Origin of the sequence: Actinophytocola sp. (assembly GCF_036555685.1) — a bacterium.
In the GTDB taxonomy this organism is placed as follows: Bacteria; Actinomycetota; Actinomycetes; order Mycobacteriales; family Pseudonocardiaceae; genus Actinophytocola.
Genome location: NZ_DATBKY010000273.1, coordinates 12,839 through 29,515 on the forward strand (window position 1 = coordinate 12,839; position 16,677 = coordinate 29,515).

Consider the following 16,677-nt stretch of genomic DNA (forward strand, 5'->3'; position numbering starts at 1 on the left):
GGCCGGATGATGTCGGCTCTCGACAGCCCGCGGGGCTAGGCTGGACGGTCGGAGCCCGGTGTGGGAGTGGGCATGGTCAGGTTGGATCGGCTGGTCAACGTGCTCGGCGGGTACGGGCTGCGGCTGTCCCGGTGCCCGGTGCCGCGGTCGACCGAGCTGCGCAGCGTGGTGCTGCCCGAGCAGGCCGGCGGGCGCACGGTGGTGGGGGACGTGCTGCTCGCCGTCGGCGCGGACACGGTCCAGGAGGCGGTTGGCTGGGCGTCGGCCGCACATGCCGCGGTCGTCCTCGTGCGGGACGACGCCGATTCGGCAGGTCCAGCGAGCACACCGGGCTCGGCCGGGCAGGACGCGCCGGTCGCGGTGCTGGTCGTCGACCCCGCGGTGGCCTGGAGCGAGGTGGCGGCCGTCGTGTACGGCCTCGTGCTCGAGGGCCGGGAAACCGAGTCCGGCCGGGGCCCGACCGACCTGTTCGCGCTGGCCGACAGCCTCGCCGAGGCGATCGGCGGTGCGGTGACCATCGAGGATCGGCTCGCGCGGGTGCTGGCCTACTCCAGCCTGCAGCAGCACGCCGATCGGGCACGCGCGGAGACCATCCTCGGCCGGGAGGCTCCGGAACCGTTGCGGGCGTTGTTCGCCGACCGAGGGGTGACGAAGCACCTGGCATCCTCGGACGATCCGCTGTTCGTGGCCGAAGACCCCGACCACGGCCTCACCGGGCGCATGGTGGTGGCCGTCCGGGCGGGCCGGGAACTGCTCGGTTCGGTGTGGGTGGCCTGCCGCGAACCCCTCGACGGCACGCGGCGCCGCGCACTGACCGACGGCGCGCGAACGGTGGCACTGCACCTGCTGCGCTCCCGGGCCAGTGCCGACCTCGAACGCCAGGTCGAGACCGACCTGGTCATGCGGCTGCTGGAAGGGACGGCGGACGCCGCCACCGTGGTGAGCAGGCTGGGTCTGGCGCAGGGGCGGATGCGGGTCATCGCCGTCCGCGCCCACACCGCCGAGCAGGAGCGGCACGCGGCGCTGTTGCTCACCTTCGACCGGGCGACGACCGGGTTCGGGTGGTCGCGTCCCGGTCGTAGCGCGCTGGCCGGCAACACCGTCTACACGGTGCTGCCAGGCGACGACGCCCCCACCGCCGGCGCCTGGGTCGCCTCGTTGCGGGCCGCGCTGCCGGCGCATCTCATGCTCTCGGCGGGTATCAGCGCACCGGCCGCTTCCGAAGAGCTGCCCGCCGCGCGGCAGGAAGCCGACGAGTGCCTGGCACTCCACGAAACCCGGGGCGCGGGCAGCCGGCCACCGGTCTACGAGGAGTCGTGGGATGACATCCTGCTGCAGAGGCTCCGCACCGCCGCACGATCAGGACGTGCTCCGGCGCGCGGGCCGGTGGCCGAGCTGCGCCGCCACGACCTCGAGCACGCCACGCAGTACATCCCGACACTGCGCGCGTGGTTGCGGGCCCAAGGCGACTCCGCGGAAGCGGGCCAGTTGCTCGGCGTCCACGAGAACACCATCCGCTACCGGCTCCGCAAGATGGGCGAGCTCACCGCACTCGACCTCCGCGACGGCAGCAAGCGCGTCGCCATGACCATCGAGCTCGCCGCCCTCCACGACCAACCGGTTTCCGAGACCGGCCAACCACTGTCTATTCCAGACAAGCGGTGAACGGCCGTGATTGTCCACTACGGACAATCGTGGCCAGGTTCGGCCGGATGCGGCGAGCGGGACTCCAGCAGCTGCGCCGTTGGCGGCGCCGGCCGCTGTCGTAGCTCGCCGCTCTGCCGAACGTGCGCGCGACGTCGGGAATTGGATATGGGGTGTCGGCCAGAGGGTCCGGCCGGAGGCCGGGCGGTTCTAGCGTTTCTCGGTGTTCTTCACGGGTTTCGCGAAGGCGACTTGCGACGCGAAAGGCTTTGTCACTCGATGAACACCACGATCCTGGGGACCGGGTCATACCTCCCGAAAGAGGTGTTGACCAGCGAAGAGCTCGATGTTCGGCTCGGCGTCGACGCGGGTTGGATCTTCGACAAGACGCTGATCCGCGAACGTCGGGTCGCGGCTCCGCACGAGGCGTCCTCCGACCTGGCGACCGAAGCAGCGCAGCGCGCGCTCGACGCGGCCTGTGTGGACGCCGCCGACGTTGATCTCATCGTCCTCGCGACCTCGACGCCGGATCAGCCGCTGCCCGCGACCGCCTGCCTCGTCCAGCGCAATCTCGGTGCGACGGGTGCCGCCGCGTTCGACGTGGGCGCCGTGTGCACCGGTTTCGTCTACGCCCTGTCCGTCGCCGACGCGATGCTGGCCGCGAATCCTCAGTACGAGGCGGCGCTCGTCATCGGTGTGGACACGTACTCGCGGATCCTCGACTACACCGACCGGCGCACCGCCTGCCTTTTCGGCGACGGAGCGGGTGCGGTCGTGCTCGGCCGCAGTGCCGGGACGGCCGGGATACTCGGCGGCGTGCTCGGCGCGGACGGGTCGCTCGCCGACCTCGTCCAGATCCCGGGTGGTGGCAGTAGAAAGCCGGCGAGTGCGGACACCGTCGAGCACGGTGATCACTTCTTCAAGATGCGTGGCCGCGAGGTTCGCACGGTCACCGGAGCGGCCATCTCGGGTCTGATCGACGACGTACTGAAATCGGCCGGCGTCACGATGGACGACGTCGATCTCGTCGTACCGCACCAGGCGAACGGCGTGATGATGCGGGAGTGGTCCGACAAGCTGGGGATCGGCTCCGACGTGATGCACATGACCGTCGGCACCACCGGCAACACCGGCGCGGCGTCCGTTCCCATCTGCCTGGACGACGCCGCGCGGGCCGATCGGCTGGCCGCCGGGGACATCGTCCTGTTGGTGGCATTCGGCGGCGGGTTCACCTGGGGTGGCCACGTCCTGCGCTGGAATGGATGTGTGTGATGGACTTTACGGGTCGAACTGTCGTCATCACCGGTGCGAGCCGCGGGTTCGGGCGCGCGCTCGCCGAGTGCTTCGCTAAGCAGGGTGCGCAGCTGGGGCTGCTCGCCCGGGACGGCACCGCGCTCGCCGACCTCGCCGCGGCGCTGCCGACCCATACGGTCGCGGTGTCGTGCGACGTCACCGACGCCGACGCGGTGTCCGACGCGTTCGAGCGGATCGCGGCCCGGTTCGAGGGGATCGACGCCGTCGTGGCCAACGCCGGGGTGACGCTGGGCAACAAGCGGGCGCAGAACCTGCCCGTAGACGTGTGGCGCAAGGTGATCGATGTCAACCTCACCGGCGCGTATCTGACCGCCCGCGCGGCCCACCCCTACCTTGCCCGGTCGCGTTCGGCGCGGCTCGTGTTGGTCTCGTCGTGCATGGCACGCACGCCGCGCCACGGGGTCAGTGCCTACGCCGTCTCGAAGGCGGGCGTCGAAGGACTCGCCAAGGCACTGGCCGTCGACTGGGCGGCCGACTCGATCACGGTCAACGCGGTCGCGCCCGGCTTCCTCAACGTCGGGATGGGTGCGGTCGTCGACCAGAACGAGCGCTACCGGGAACAGGTACTCGTACGCACCCCCGCGTCCCGCCTCGGCGACGTGCACGAGGTGGTCGACACCGTGTTGTTCCTCGCCGGAGAAGCAGCCAGCTACATCACCGGGCACACCCTTGCCGTCGACGGCGGGTACGGCCTCGACTGACCACGAAGGACAACCGTGACCCTCATCCGCCATCTCGACCGGTACGAAGTAGCCCACCTCAACGCACCGACCGCCTTCGTCACCGAATGTGTCGGCGAGCTTGACGACGTCGCGCTCGCCGGCGCGTATCGGATGCTCTGCCAGCGGTATCCGGCGCTGCACGGTCGCGTGTGGCACGACGGACACGGCTACGTCCTCGACTCCACCAACGGCGCCGGCGCCCGGTTCCGCTCGACGTGGATGGAGGACGACGGCTACCCGAGAGACATCGCCGCCGAGTGGGACGTCGGACATTCATTGTCGGCAGTGATCGTGGAGCGGCAGCAGGGCAAACGGGCGCGCGTCGCCCTTTACCTGGATCATTGCGTCGGCGATGGCAAGCACATGTATGCACTCTGCAAATTGCTGTGGCGGCTGTACGCGGACATCGTCGCCGGCACCAGGATCGCCACTCCGTTGCTCCCGCCGTCGCTGCCTGATCCGCCGCTGACGGTGCTGAGCGATCGTCTGGGCGCCGCCTGCTCGGCCCCGACGCTCGCCGGGCCGGTGTCCGCGGCGTTGCCGACGTTGCGGTACCGGCGGAGCCTGCTCACCGCGGCCGACACGGCGGCGCTCGTGTCCCGTGCCCGGGCGGCCGGCGTGTCGGTGTACGGGCTGCTCGCGGCGGCCGTGGTGGGCGGGCAGCGCGCATTGCTCGGCGAGATGTCGCCGACGACGATCTGGGCGGTGGTGGACCTGCGTGCGCGGGTCGAGCCGCAGGTCGGGCCTACCGACACGACCAACTTCGCAAGCGCGGTCACCGTCGAGGCGACCAGCACCGGCGTCGTCCCGGTCGCTCGCGACGTCCGTGCCACGGTGCTCGCGGCGATCGCCGACCGGGAGCCGCACCACAACATGCTCGACGACTCGGTCGGCGACGCCATGAACTACCCGCGGGCGAATCTGGGCGCGGCGATCGTGAGCAACCTGGGTGCCGTGCCCGAGTTGACGGCTTCGCCAGATCTGTCGATTGCCGACTTCTGGATCTGGCCCTATGGCTGGCGCCAGCGGTACCCGATGTACATGGCGAGCACGTACGGCGGCCGGCTGGGCATCGACATGGTCTTTCGCGCGGACGTCTACGACGACCCGACGGTCGACAAAGTCGTCGACGCGGTGACGTCGGAATTGACCGCGGCGCGCGTGTAACCCAACCGTTAACTCGCCGGGAAGGACGCGAACCGTATACGCGTGTTTCCATGTGCCCATGCGGGCCGTGCCGACCAACGATGTTTTCGCGGCCGTTGCCGCGACACTCTCGGAAGCCACGGACGCCGTCTCCGAGCGCACGATCGCGGAGGTGTATCAGGAGCTGCCCTCGTACGCGGGCGTTCCGTTCACCGGCCTGCGGGCGTCCACCCAGCGGAACCTCGACATCGCGGTGCGCGCACTACGGGCCAATCGGGCACCGCGCCCGGACGAGCTTCCCGAAGCGTGGATCACCGTCACGGAGCGGGTGCAGCAGGGGGTTCCGGTCGAGGACATGATGCGTGCCTACCGCATCAACATCGGCGTGATCGAGGCCAGGTTCGTCGAGTTGGCGCAGGAGGCCGAGGTCGCGTCCAACCTCGTGCTGGCCGGCTCCCGGCTACTGTGGTCGGTCGGCGACGCGTTCACGACGCAGATCGCACTCGTCTACCAGGAACTGCGTATCGAGCACGCGCTGTACGACGCGCAGCGGAAAGCCGAGTTCATCCACGCTCTGCTCACCGGGAGACTCGAGCGAACCGAGGTCGCCAGCCAGAGCGTCTTGTTCGGACTGGATCCCACCACCTGCTACTTCGCCGTCCGGGGCCGCAGCCGGGCGGCCGGCAACGTGGAGCCGACGCGCCGCCAGCTCGAGCAGCGCGGAAGCACCTCGTGCCGCAGCGGCCTGATCGGGATCGTCGGCGGCGATCTCGCGGGTGTCGTGGCGCGTGCCCCGGGGGACACCTCCGATCTGGTGCTCGGTATGGGGCCGCAGGCGATCTTGGCCGATGTCGCGGACTCCTTCCGGACCGCGGGGCGTGTCCTCGAGGCGGCCTGGCGGCTGGGCCGTACCGGTGTGCTGACGCTCGCGGACCTGTCGTGGCGACTGTCGGCGGTCGCGGACCGCGAGGTCGCCGACTACCTCACCGGTCGCTACCTCACTCCGCTGCACCAGCACGGTGAGTTCGGCAGGCTGCTGCTGGACACGGTGCGCGCCTTCCTCGCCAACGGCCTCAGCACCGCGGCGACCGCGGCGGAGCTCGTCGTACACCCCAACACCTTGCGCCACCGGTTGCACAAGTTCGGCGAGTTGACCGGAGCCTCGCTCACGTGCACCAACGACGTGGTCGAGGTGACCTGGGCGTTGGAGCTGGCCACCATCGACACGGACGCGCGAGAAGCCGACCAGGCGTAACACGCGCTCCGCCGCTTCGCCGTTGTGCACATCCACAACGTATGTGCGCCGCGCGTTGGTGCCGCGCCTCTCGATCCACGGCGACCGGCAGGCGATCGTTGATGTACCGCATCGACGAGGAGTGCCGCCATGACACCCCAGGTCTGGATCACCGGAACAGGGATGACCCGCTTCGGCGTCCACAATGGCGACTCCACGGCCGATCTCGTTCGAGAGGCGGTCAGCGAAGCCCTGGCAGACGCCGGGACTGCGCTCGAAGACGTCGACGCGGTCTTCTACGGCAGCGCCGCGCAGGGCGCGCTGGAGGGGCAGCTGATGATCGCCGGGCAGATCGCGCTGCGCAAGATGGGCCTGACCAGGTCGCCCGTGTTCAATGTGGAGAACGCCTGCGCCACCGGAGCAACCGCGCTGAACCTGGCGATCGCCCAGGTTCGCTCCGGTGGTGCGGACGTTGTGGTGGCGGTCGGGGCCGAGCGGATGAACGTCGGCGCCCGCGCCGACGTGCTCCGGATCTTCGACGGAGCCGTCGACGTGTCCGAGCCACGATCGCCGGCCCCGGCCGCCGAGCACAGCCTGTTCATGGACATCTACGCGGCGATGGCCCGCGACCACATGGCGAAGTTCGGCACCTCCCGCCACCAGCTCGCCGCCGTGGCTTCGAAGAACCACGGCCATGCAGTCCACAATCCACTCGCGCGGTACCGCACCGCGATGAGCGTCGAGGAGGTCCTGGCGGCGCGGCCGGTGACGTATCCGCTGACCGTACCGATGTGCGCGCCGATCACCGATGGCGCCGCCGCGGTCGTCGTGTGTGGCCCGCGCGCCGCACACCGCCACGGCCGGGCGGTGCGGGTGCTGGCGAGCGTCGCCGGCAGCGGAACCGACCGTGACCTCGCCGACTACGACCAGCACATCACCCGGCTGCTCGCGACCCGGGCATACGAGCAGGCGGGCGTTGGACCCGGGGACGTCTCGGTGGCCGAGGTCCACGACGCGACATCGTTCGCCGAGGTCCTCCAGACCGAGATGCTGGGTCTGTGCGAGGTCGGCGACGGCGGTCCCGCCGCGGAGCGGGGAGAGACGTCGTTGGGCGGACGCATTCCGGTGAACCCGTCCGGGGGTCTTGTGTCCAAAGGACACCCTTTGGGCGCGACAGGCCTGGCACAGATCCACGAACTCGTCGCACAACTACGTGGCACCGCCGGCCGGCGGCAGGTGCCTGGGGCAAGGGTGGCGATAGCCGAGAACGCCGGTGGCTTCCACGCCGGCGAAGAGGCAGTCGCCGTCATCACGGTACTGGGTGGATAACGGGAGACCACTGTGGCAATCATCGACTTCTTCGACCGGGGCTGGCGGCAGAACCCGAACGGCATCGCCTATGTGAAGGGCGGTCGCCAGTGGACATTCCAGGACGCTGGTACGACGTCGTGCCAGGTGGCGCACGCGTTGTTGCGCTCGGGGTTCGCCAAGGAGACGAAGGCCGCGGTCCTGTGCCCCAACGACCCCGTCGCCTGGTTCTGCGTGCTCGGCATCTGGCGCGCCGGGCTCGCCTGGGTCCCCCTCAACCCGGCGAGCCCGACCGCGCACAACCTGCACCTGCTCACGGGGTTCGACTGCGAGGTCCTGTTCTTCCACAGCTCGCTCGCCGACACGGTGCGCGAGATGCGACCCGGCCTGCCCAAGGTGCGCGAGTTCGTGTGCATCGACGCGGACCTCGCCGACGCGCCCTCACTCGCCACGTGGACCGCCGGCCTGCCGACGTCGGGCCCCGCGGTCGAGTACGACATGGACGACGTGGTCGCCGTGACCCCCACGGGCGGTACCACCGGGCTGCCGAAGGGAGCGATGAACACCCACCGCACGTTCGCGGTGTGCTTCGCACACCTGATGATGGCCTTCCAGTACGGCGCGAACGAGCCGATCGTGAACCTCGCGGCCGCGCCGATGACACATGCCGCCGGGATGATGAGCATGCCGGCGAGCGCGCGCGGCGGAACCGTGGTCATCCTCGAGAAGCCCGAGCGAACCGCCGTTCTCGACGCGATCGAGCAGCATCGGGTGACCGAGTTCTTCCTGCCGCCGACGGTGATCTACCGGCTGCTGGACACGCCGGGGATCGAGGAGCGGGACTTCTCGTCGCTGCGCTACGTGCTGTACGCGGCCGCGCCCATGTCCGTGGACAAACTGCGCCGCGCCCTCGAGGTGTTCGGCCCGGTGATGATGGAGTGCTACGGGCAGGTCGAGGCGTTCGCCGCGATCTCGTACCTGCGCCCGGAGGAGCACTTCGTCGACGGGCAGGTCGCGCCCGACGCCAGGTTGTCCTCCTGCGGCCGCCCGTACCCGCTGATCTCCGTCGCGATCCTCGACGACGACAACCGTCCGGTTGCCGCCGGCACCAAGGGCGAGATCTGCGTGCGCGGCGACCTGGTGATGAAGGGCTACTACAACGCCCCGGACAAGACCGAGGAGACGATCGTCGACGGCTGGTTGCACACCGGCGACGTCGGACACCTCGACGACGACGGCTACCTCCACATCACCGACCGCAAGAAGGACCTCATCATCTCCGGCGGGGTCAACATCTACCCGCAGGAGATCGAGCAGGTGATCTGGGGGCATCCCGCCGTCCGCGACTGCGTGGTCATCGGCGTGCCGGACCACGAGTGGGGCGAGGCGGTGAAGGCCGTCGTCGAGCTGAACGACGGGCTGCAGGTCAGCGACAGCGAGCTGATGGCGCTGTGCAAGAAGCGGCTCGGCGGTGTCCGCGCGCCCAAGAGCGTCGACTTCATCGACACGCTTCCGCGCAGTCCCAACGGCAAGGTGCTCAAACGCGACGTGCGCGAACCGTACTGGAGCGGCCGGACGAGCCGAGTCTGAGCACCCCGGATCACGAGGAGATGGCCATGAACGATCTTGGACTCGACGGCAGCGTCGCGATCGTCACGGGCGCGGGCTCGCTCGCTCCGGGCATCGGCAACGGGAAGGCCGCGGCCGTCCTGCTGGCGGAGGCCGGCGCGAAGGTCATGCTCGTCGACCGGTCGCTCGACAACATGAAGGAAACGCTCGAACTCATCGCCGAGCGGGGCGGTGACTGCGTACCGGTCACGGCCGACGTGTCCGATGAGGCCGGTTGCGCGGGCGTCGTGGCCTCCGCGATGGACACCTGGGGGCGCGTCGACGTCCTCGTCAACAACGTGGGCACCGCGGGGCCCGCCGGCACCGTGGTGGACGTGGCCGTCGACGCATGGGACGCGTGCCTGCGGGTCAACGTCACGTCGATGCTCCTGATGTCCCGGTTCGCCATCCCGCACATGCGGGCGGCCGGCGCCGGTTCGATCGTCAACATCTCCTCGGTCCTCGGGATGCGCGGCGGCCACCCGGCGATCGCGTACCCGACCACCAAGGCGGCGATCATCGGGCTGACCAAGTCGATGGCCGTGCACCACGGCCCGGACGGCATCCGGGTCAACGCCGTCGCACCTGGATTCGCCTACACACCCATGGTCTACGCCCAGGGCCTGTCCGAGGAGAACCGCGAGCGGCGCAGGCTCGCCGCCCCGCTGCACACCGAGGGAACCGGCTGGGACACCGGGGAGGCGGTGCTGTTCCTGGCGAGCGACCGATCGCGCTGGATGACCGGCACGGTCCTGGTCGTCGACGGCGGACTCACCGCGAGCGCCGGCATGACCGGCGACATGAGCGTGACCGCCCGGGACACCCCATGAGCACCGGGTTCGTGGTCGACACCGACGTCGCCGTGCCGGTACGCGACGGTGTGGTACTGCGAGCCGACGTGTGGCGGCCGGCCGGCGGCGGCGTGCGGCCGGCGCTCGTGCACCGCACGCCCTACGACAAGAGCCTGGCCGCGGGGGAGCGCGGCTTCTACCAGGTGGACCGGCTCGTCGCCGCCGGGTACGCGGTCGTCGTCCAGGACACGCGGGGCCGGTACGCCTCAGCCGGCGAGTGGGCGGGGCTGACCCCGAGCATGTGGGCGATCGAGGCCGACGACACCTACGACACGGTCGAGTGGGCCGCCCGACAGCCGTGGTGCGACGGCGGCGTGGCGATGTTCGGCGCGTCCTATCCCGGTGCGCTGTGCTGGCTCGGCGCCATGGCGCGACCACCGCACCTGCGCGCGATCGTGCCGATGCTGACCGGCGACCGGGCCACCGCCTACCTCGACACGGGCGGCGCGTTCTGGCTGCATACCTGGGTCTCCTGGTACCTGAACGCCCTCGTCGGACAGTACACACGAGACGGTCGGGCCGTCCCCGCCGAGCTCGCGGCCGTCGCGGCGGACTGCGCCGAGGTGGTCGAGCACCTGCCACTGGATGCCAGCACGGTCTTCGACCGGCCCGGTATGCCGGTCACGCTCGAGGAGATCCTGCGCGAGGACGCCGCGGGCACGCCGCCGCTGTTCGCCATCGAGCGGGTCGCGGTGCCGGCAATGCTGATCGGCGGCTGGTACGACTTCTACGCCGCTCGCACGGTCGACCAGTTCCGCCGGTTGCGTACCGGCACGGCACCCGAGGTACGCGACGCCCACCGGCTCGTGCTGGGGCCGTGGACGCACGACAGCGCCGGCCCCGTCCAGGGCGAGCTCAACCTGGGCGTGCCGGCCGCCGGCCCGGGATCCGTGCAGCCCGCGATGCTGGCGTTCCTCGACCGCCATCTCAAGGGCGCCGGTCCCGAGGTCCCGCCCATCCGGTATCTCGTCCCGGGCGAGACCCGGTGGCGCGACGCGAGCACGTGGCCGCCGGCCGAGGCGAGCCGCCGGACCTGGTACCTGCGCTCGGGCGGCGGGCTGACCGGCTCGATGCCGGCGGAGGACGAGCCGCCGGACCGCTACCGGTACGACCCGGCCGACCCGGTGCGCACACTCGGCGGCCGGGTCAGCGGCAACATCATCGCAAGTGGACCAGCGGGGCCGCGTGACCAGCGCGTGCTGGTCGAGCGGACCGATGTCCTCACCTACACGGCGCGCAGCCTCGACGAGCCACTCGTGCTCGCCGGCGACGCCACCGTGTTCGTCCACGCGAGCACGTCCGCCGTGGACACCGACTTCGTCGCACGGCTCGTCGATGTCCACCCGGACGGCAGATGGATGCTCATCACCTCCGCCCTCACCCGGGCACGACATCGCAAGGGTGTCGACCGGGAGTTGCCCGTCGAACCGGGCGCGGTGGAGGAGTACGAGATCCACCTCGGCCCGGTGGCGCACCGCCTGGCCACCGGCCACCGGCTCGGGGTGCTCCTGTGCTCCAGCGACTTCCCCTGGTTCGACCGCAACATGAACACCGGCAACGCGATCGGCGCCGACACCGTCCCGCTGGTCGCCGATCAGACGATCTTCCACGATCCGGCGCATCCCTCCCGCCTGGAAATCCACACCCACACCACGCATTAGCAGAAGGTGGTGGTCAAAGATGATCAACACACGCAAGCGGGTATCTCTGGCAGCGGCCCTCGTCCTCGTCCTGGTCGCGACCGGCTGCGCGGGTCCGGGCGCCGCCAGCCCGGTGTCCAGCACGAAAACCACGCTGAACATCGGCACGTCCTACCCGCCCACACCCAACCTCGATCCGGGCAATGCCAACGGCTCCAGCCTCTGGTACCTGGAGCTGGCGTACGAGCCGCTGATCAAGATGGCGTCGGACGGCAAGCTCAAGCCGGGGCTGGCCACCTCGTGGCGCTACGTCGGCGACGGGAACACCACGTTCGAGCTCGAACTGCGCGAGAACGTCAAGTTCAGCGACGGGTCACCGCTGACCGCCGACGTGGTCAAGGCGAACCTCGACCGGTTCCGCGGCACCGCGCAGCTGTCGACGGCGGCGCAGCTCGCCGACGTCAAGGACGTCACGGTCGTGGACGAGCGAACCATCCGCATGACACTGTCCAAGCCCAACCCCTCGATCGCGGCGGTCCTGTCGGAGTTCTACGGCCCCGGCGACATGGTCAGCGGCAAGGCACTCGCCGACCCGGCGAAACTGGCGACCCAGACAGTCGGTGCCGGCCCGTACATGCTCGACCGGTCGAAGACCGTCGAGGGCGACCACTACGCCTTCGTCCGCAACCCGCACTACTGGAACCCCGATGCGGCGCGGTTCAGGACCGTCGTGGTGAAGATCCTGCCCAACCCGAACTCGGCGCTCGCCGCGCTGCGGACGGGTCAGGTCGACCTCGTGCAGGGCGCCCCGAACACCGACAAGGCCGCGAAGGCCGCCGGCGTGCGGGTGATCTCCGTGCCGCAGACGTTCGTCGGTCTCGCGCTCGCCGACCGGGCCGGTGCCAAGCTGCGCGCCCTCGGTGACGTGCGGGTCCGGCAGGCGCTCAACTACGCGATCGACCGGAAGAAGATCGCCGCCGGTCTCGTCGACACGTACGGGGGGCCGACGCCGACCGAGCAGATCGTCCTCCCGGGACAGTCCGGGTACAGCGAGGACACGGCCTACCCGCACGACCCCGACAAGGCGAAGCAGCTGCTGCGCGAAGCCGGCTACCCAGACGGGTTCACGCTGCCCGTGGTCAGCTTCTCCGGCCCGTCCGGTACGACACCGCTGCTGCAGGTCATGGCCAACCAGCTCGCGGACGTCGGGGTGCGGTTGAAGATCTCCGACACGTCCGACACGAACAAGTACATCCAGGACATGCTCAGTGGCCGGTTCCCGGCGTACGGCATCGCGTTCGGCACGATGCCCATACACCTGATGGGCCCGCTGCTGTTCCTGCCGAACGCCACGCCGTTCAACCCCTTCCACAGCACCGACCCCAAGCTCGAGTCCCTGTACGGGCAGGCGGCGCAGGCCGATCCCGACACGAAACCCGGCTACGACAAGCAGATCATCGAGCAGCTGGTCGACCAGGCCTGGTTCGTGCCGGTGCTGTTCCAGCCGGTGAGCTACTACGCGCGGCAGGGCGTGGACGGGGTCGCGGCGACGCCGAACCGGCCGACCCCGAACCCGCTCGAGTGGACCTTCACGGGATGAGGTGATCCTCGTGCTTCGGCTGATCCTGCGCCGGCTCCTGATCTCCGTTCCCCTCCTGCTCCTGGTGTCCCTGCTGACGTTCGTGCTGCAGGCGCTCACACCCGGCGACACGGCGCGGACGATCCTGGGCAACACGTTCACCCAGGAGGGCTACCTCCAGCTGCGACACCAGCTCGGGCTCGACGAGCCGGTGCTCACCCAGTACTGGCACTGGCTCAGCGGCGCGCTGCGGGGGGACCTGGGGGTGTCCCCGATCAGCGGGCTCGACGTCGGCCAGCAGATCACGAGCCGGCTGGGGGTCACGCTGTCGCTGATCGTGTGTGCCACGGTGCTCGCCGCGCTCGCCGGCGTGGCGCTGGGTGTGGTCAGCGCGATCCGTGGCGGCGCGTTCGGCCGGTTGGTCGACGCGCTGTCACTCGTCGGGTTCGCCGTTCCGGTCTTCTGGTTCTCGCTCGTGCTCGTGACGGTCTTCGCGGTGACGTTGGGGCTGCTGCCGGCGACGGGCTACGTGGACCCGGCGACATCGTTGTCCGGCTGGGCGGGAAGCATCGCGCTGCCGGTGGTCGCGCTGGCACTGGCGCCGACAGCGGTCATCGCCAAGCAGACCCGCGACGGCATGCTCGACGCGCTCAGCCGCGACTTCGTGCACAGCCTGCGCGCGAACGGCGCCGCCGAGCGGTCCATCGTGCTGCGGCACGCACTGCGCAACGCCGCGATCCCGGTCGTCACGGTCATCGGACTGGTGTTCGTCGGCCTGCTCACCGGCACCGTCTTCGTCGAGGCCGTGTTCGCGATGCCGGGGCTCGGTGGGCTCGCCGTGCAGTCCACCGTCCAGCACGACCTGCCCGTCATCCAGGGCATCGCCGTGACGTTCACGGTGATCGTGGTCCTCGTCAACCTGCTCGTCGACATCACGTACGGCTTGCTCAACCCCAAGGTGCGTGCCCGGTGACAGCTTCTCGCACGACAGCTCTGCGCAGGCCCACGGCGATAGCGGCACTGGCCTACCTCGTGCTCGTGGTCGTGGCGGCCGTGGCGGCCCCCGTGCTCGCACCGCACGACCCGGAGGCCACCGACCTCGATCACGTGCTGTCGGGGCCGACCGGGACGCACCCGCTCGGCACCGACAGCCTCGGCCGCGACGTGCTGACCCGCCTCATGTACGGCGGGCAGGTCAGCCTCGCGGGCGTCGCGGTCGCCGTGCTGACGATGCTCGTGCTGGGCGTGGTCACCGGCCTCCTGGCCGGGTTCCTCAGTGGTTGGGTCGACCGGATCGCCAGCTGGATCATCGACCTGGCGCTGTCGATCCCGGTGATCATCACCCTGCTCGTCGTGCTGTCCGTGGTGGGCAGCAACGAAACCGCGGCGATGATCACGGTCGGTGTGCTCAGCGCGCCGTCGCTCGCGCGGGTGGTTCGCGGCGCGACCATGGCGGTGAAGCAGGAGACGTTCGTCGCCGCGGCTCGGGTGGCGGGCCTGCCGTCGACACGCATCATCACCGGGCAGGTGCTGCCCCGGGTGACCGGCCCGATCATCGTGCAGACCGCGATCGGCGCGGGCGGGGCGCTGATCGCGCAGGCCGGCATCGAGTTCCTCGGGCTCGGCGTGCAGCCACCGACGCCGACGTGGGGCGGCATGATCACCGACGCCGCCCAGGTCGTGGATCAGCAGGCCTGGCTGCTGGTGCCGACCGGACTGGTGGTCGGCCTGACCGTGCTCGCGTTCGGGTTGCTCGGCGACGCCGTGCGCGACGCCACCGCGGACCGGGTCACCTCGGCCGCCCCGCCCGCGCGACGCCGACGCGCAGCGCCTCCGTCCACACAGGAGGAGCCGGCTCCCGGTGCGCTGTTGGCGCTTCGCGGCGTCACCGTAGCCCTGCCGACCTCGCACGGCACGCACACCGTCGTGGACGGGGTCGATCTCGACATCCGTCCAGGCGAGACCGTCGGGCTCGTGGGGGAGTCCGGCTGCGGCAAGAGCATCACCGGCCGCGCGATCCTCGGTTTGCTGCCGCGTGGTGGCGAGCTCACCGCGGGCACCGTCCACCTCGCGGGCGAGAACCTCACCGCGGGCGGCCGGCAGGCATACCGCGCGGCGCGCGGTTCCCGGGTGGCGCTGATCTCGCAGGAGCACATCGGCGGTCTCGACCCGGTGGCGCCGGTCGGCCGGCAGGTCGCGGAGCTCGTGCGCCGCCACCGTGGCTGCTCGCGCGGCGCGGCGCGGATCCGCACGCTCGAGCTGCTGGAGAGCGTGCGGCTGCCGGAGCCCGCCCAGCTGGCGCGCCGCTACCCGCACGAGCTGTCCGGCGGGATGGCACAGCGCGTGGCGATCGCCATGGCACTCGCCGGCGATCCGGAGCTGCTGATCGCCGATGAGCCCACGACCGCGCTGGACGTCACCGTGCAGGCGGAGATCCTGGGCCTGCTGCACCGGTTGCAGGCCGAGCGGGGCATGGCGATCCTGCTCATCAGCCACGACCTGGGCGTGATCGCCGAGGTGTGCCACCGGGCGTACGTGATGTACGCGGGCCGGATCGTCGAGAGCGGGCCAGGCGCCGAGCTCTTCCGGACGCCGAGGCATCCGTACACCGCCGGCCTCGTCGGCTGCAGTCCACAGCGGATGCCGCCGCGGACGCCGCTGGCGGCGATCCCGGGCATGGTCCCCGAGCCGTGGGCGAGGCCGGCCGGCTGCCACTTCCATCCGAGGTGCCCGCTCGCCACGGCCGCGTGCGAGTCGGGCGAGATCCCGATGGCCGAACCGGCGGCCGGTCGCCACACCCGCTGCCTGCACCACACCGAGCTGACCGAGGAGGACGACCATGCCCGAGCCGGCGTGCTTGCTCGAGATTGACGACCTGCGGGTCGAGTTCGCCGGCCGCGTCCGCGCGGTCGACGGCGTCAGCCTCCGGGTCGGCACGGGTGAGACGCTGGGTCTGGTCGGCGAGTCGGGGTCCGGGAAGTCCACTGTGGGCAACGCGGTGCTCGGGCTCGTCCGGCCCACCGGCGGGCGGATTTCGCTGTCGGGAGTGGACATCACCCACCTGACCGGCGCGGCGCGGCGAAAAGTCGCCGACCGGGTCCAGGTCGTCTTCCAGGACCCGAACGGCTCGCTGAACCCGTCCCGCACGGTCGGTTCGACGCTGGCCGAACCGCTGCGGGTACGCAGGCGGCTCGACCGCGTGGCGGCGGGCGCGCGGGTGGCCGACGCGCTGCTGCGGGTCGGGCTCGCGGCGGACGCGGCGCGGCGCTACCCCCGCCAGTTCTCCGGCGGTCAGCGGCAACGAATCGCGATCGCCCGCGCCCTCGTCCTGGAGCCGGACCTCGTCATCTGTGACGAACCGACCAGCGCGCTCGATCTGTCCGTGCAGGCGCAGGTGCTGAACCTGCTGCTGGACCTGCAGCGGCAACTGGGCATGGCGTACCTGTTCATCTCGCACGACATCGACGTCGTAGAGCACATGTCGCACCGCGTGGCGGTGCTCAAGGGCGGGCACGTCGTCGAGCAAGGCGACGCAGAGCGCGTGTTGCGCGAAGCCAGCCATCCCTACACCCGGGCGCTGCTCACGGCGACCCGGCACGCGAGCACAACGGAGGCCGGGTGACATGCCACT

13 protein-coding genes are annotated in these 16,677 nt (G+C 70.6%); all 13 read left to right on the top strand.

What is annotated here, in order from left to right; all coding sequences use genetic code 11:
• The first annotated feature begins 72 nt into the window (after positions 1–72).
• The 13 genes from VH969_RS27815 to VH969_RS27875 all read left to right on the top strand — a co-directional run bounded on the left by VH969_RS27815 (position 73) and on the right by VH969_RS27875 (position 16,668).
• Positions 73–1,665 (top strand): PucR family transcriptional regulator, encoded by a 1,593-nt coding sequence (locus tag VH969_RS27815; protein ID WP_331979502.1) that lies wholly within the window; start codon positions 73–75, stop codon positions 1,663–1,665.
• 258 nt (positions 1,666–1,923) lie between these two features.
• Positions 1,924–2,916 (top strand): 3-oxoacyl-ACP synthase III family protein, encoded by a 993-nt coding sequence (locus VH969_RS27820; RefSeq protein WP_331979504.1) that lies wholly within the window; start codon positions 1,924–1,926, stop codon positions 2,914–2,916.
• The gene (locus tag VH969_RS27825) at positions 2,916–3,659 is read left to right on the top strand and encodes an SDR family NAD(P)-dependent oxidoreductase (protein WP_331979506.1); all 744 of its coding nucleotides are present in this window, start codon (positions 2,916–2,918) and stop codon (positions 3,657–3,659) included. The genes VH969_RS27820 and VH969_RS27825 overlap by 1 nt, the downstream gene beginning before the upstream one ends.
• A 15-nt stretch (positions 3,660–3,674) precedes the next feature.
• On the top strand, positions 3,675–4,847 hold the full coding sequence (locus VH969_RS27830) for a phthiocerol/phthiodiolone dimycocerosyl transferase family protein (RefSeq protein WP_331979508.1): 1,173 nt from the start codon (positions 3,675–3,677) through the stop codon (positions 4,845–4,847).
• 58 nt (positions 4,848–4,905) lie between these two features.
• Complete coding sequence (locus VH969_RS27835) at positions 4,906–6,081, top strand: PucR family transcriptional regulator (protein WP_331979510.1); 1,176 nt, start codon at positions 4,906–4,908, stop codon at positions 6,079–6,081.
• A gap of 129 nt (positions 6,082–6,210) precedes the next feature.
• Positions 6,211–7,389 carry a thiolase family protein gene (locus tag VH969_RS27840; RefSeq protein ID WP_331979512.1) on the top strand — a complete coding sequence of 393 codons (1,179 nt, stop codon included), beginning with the start codon at positions 6,211–6,213 and terminating at the stop codon, positions 7,387–7,389.
• A 12-nt stretch (positions 7,390–7,401) separates the two neighbouring features.
• Positions 7,402–8,958 (top strand): class I adenylate-forming enzyme family protein, encoded by a 1,557-nt coding sequence (locus tag VH969_RS27845; RefSeq protein ID WP_331979514.1) that lies wholly within the window; start codon positions 7,402–7,404, stop codon positions 8,956–8,958.
• A 26-nt stretch (positions 8,959–8,984) separates the two neighbouring features.
• Positions 8,985–9,806 carry an SDR family NAD(P)-dependent oxidoreductase gene (locus VH969_RS27850; RefSeq protein ID WP_331979516.1) on the top strand — a complete coding sequence of 274 codons (822 nt, stop codon included), beginning with the start codon at positions 8,985–8,987 and terminating at the stop codon, positions 9,804–9,806.
• Entirely contained in the window at positions 9,803–11,488 is a 1,686-nt protein-coding gene (locus tag VH969_RS27855) for a CocE/NonD family hydrolase (RefSeq protein WP_331979518.1), read from the top strand. Before VH969_RS27850 ends, VH969_RS27855 begins: the two co-directional genes overlap by 4 nt.
• Positions 11,489–11,507: 19 nt before the next feature.
• Positions 11,508–13,067 carry an ABC transporter substrate-binding protein gene (locus VH969_RS27860; RefSeq protein WP_331979520.1) on the top strand — a complete coding sequence of 520 codons (1,560 nt, stop codon included), beginning with the start codon at positions 11,508–11,510 and terminating at the stop codon, positions 13,065–13,067.
• Positions 13,068–13,077: 10 nt separating this feature from the next.
• Positions 13,078–14,019, top strand: coding sequence for an ABC transporter permease (locus VH969_RS27865; protein ID WP_331979522.1), 942 nt, complete (start codon positions 13,078–13,080; stop codon positions 14,017–14,019).
• Complete coding sequence (locus VH969_RS27870) at positions 14,016–15,917, top strand: dipeptide/oligopeptide/nickel ABC transporter permease/ATP-binding protein (RefSeq protein ID WP_331979524.1); 1,902 nt, start codon at positions 14,016–14,018, stop codon at positions 15,915–15,917. The genes VH969_RS27865 and VH969_RS27870 overlap by 4 nt, the downstream gene beginning before the upstream one ends.
• Positions 15,886–16,668 (top strand): ATP-binding cassette domain-containing protein, encoded by a 783-nt coding sequence (locus VH969_RS27875; RefSeq protein WP_331979526.1) that lies wholly within the window; start codon positions 15,886–15,888, stop codon positions 16,666–16,668. Before VH969_RS27870 ends, VH969_RS27875 begins: the two co-directional genes overlap by 32 nt.
• The last annotated feature ends 9 nt before the right edge of the window (positions 16,669–16,677 follow it).

What these genes read in the sequence shown, in the direction of transcription:
- VH969_RS27850 (WP_331979516.1), top strand. Translation starts at nt 8,985, where the DNA reads ATGAACGATCTTGGACTCGACGGCAGCGTCGCGATCGTCACGGGCGCG.
- VH969_RS27815 (WP_331979502.1), top strand. Translation starts at nt 73, where the DNA reads ATGGTCAGGTTGGATCGGCTGGTCAACGTGCTCGGCGGGTACGGGCTG.
- VH969_RS27860 (WP_331979520.1), top strand. Translation starts at nt 11,508, where the DNA reads ATGATCAACACACGCAAGCGGGTATCTCTGGCAGCGGCCCTCGTCCTC.
- VH969_RS27825 (WP_331979506.1), top strand. Translation starts at nt 2,916, where the DNA reads ATGGACTTTACGGGTCGAACTGTCGTCATCACCGGTGCGAGCCGCGGG.
- VH969_RS27840 (WP_331979512.1), top strand. Translation starts at nt 6,211, where the DNA reads ATGACACCCCAGGTCTGGATCACCGGAACAGGGATGACCCGCTTCGGC.
- VH969_RS27820 (WP_331979504.1), top strand. Translation starts at nt 1,924, where the DNA reads ATGAACACCACGATCCTGGGGACCGGGTCATACCTCCCGAAAGAGGTG.
- VH969_RS27855 (WP_331979518.1), top strand. Translation starts at nt 9,803, where the DNA reads ATGAGCACCGGGTTCGTGGTCGACACCGACGTCGCCGTGCCGGTACGC.
- VH969_RS27875 (WP_331979526.1), top strand. Translation starts at nt 15,886, where the DNA reads ATGCCCGAGCCGGCGTGCTTGCTCGAGATTGACGACCTGCGGGTCGAG.
- VH969_RS27835 (WP_331979510.1), top strand. Translation starts at nt 4,906, where the DNA reads ATGCGGGCCGTGCCGACCAACGATGTTTTCGCGGCCGTTGCCGCGACA.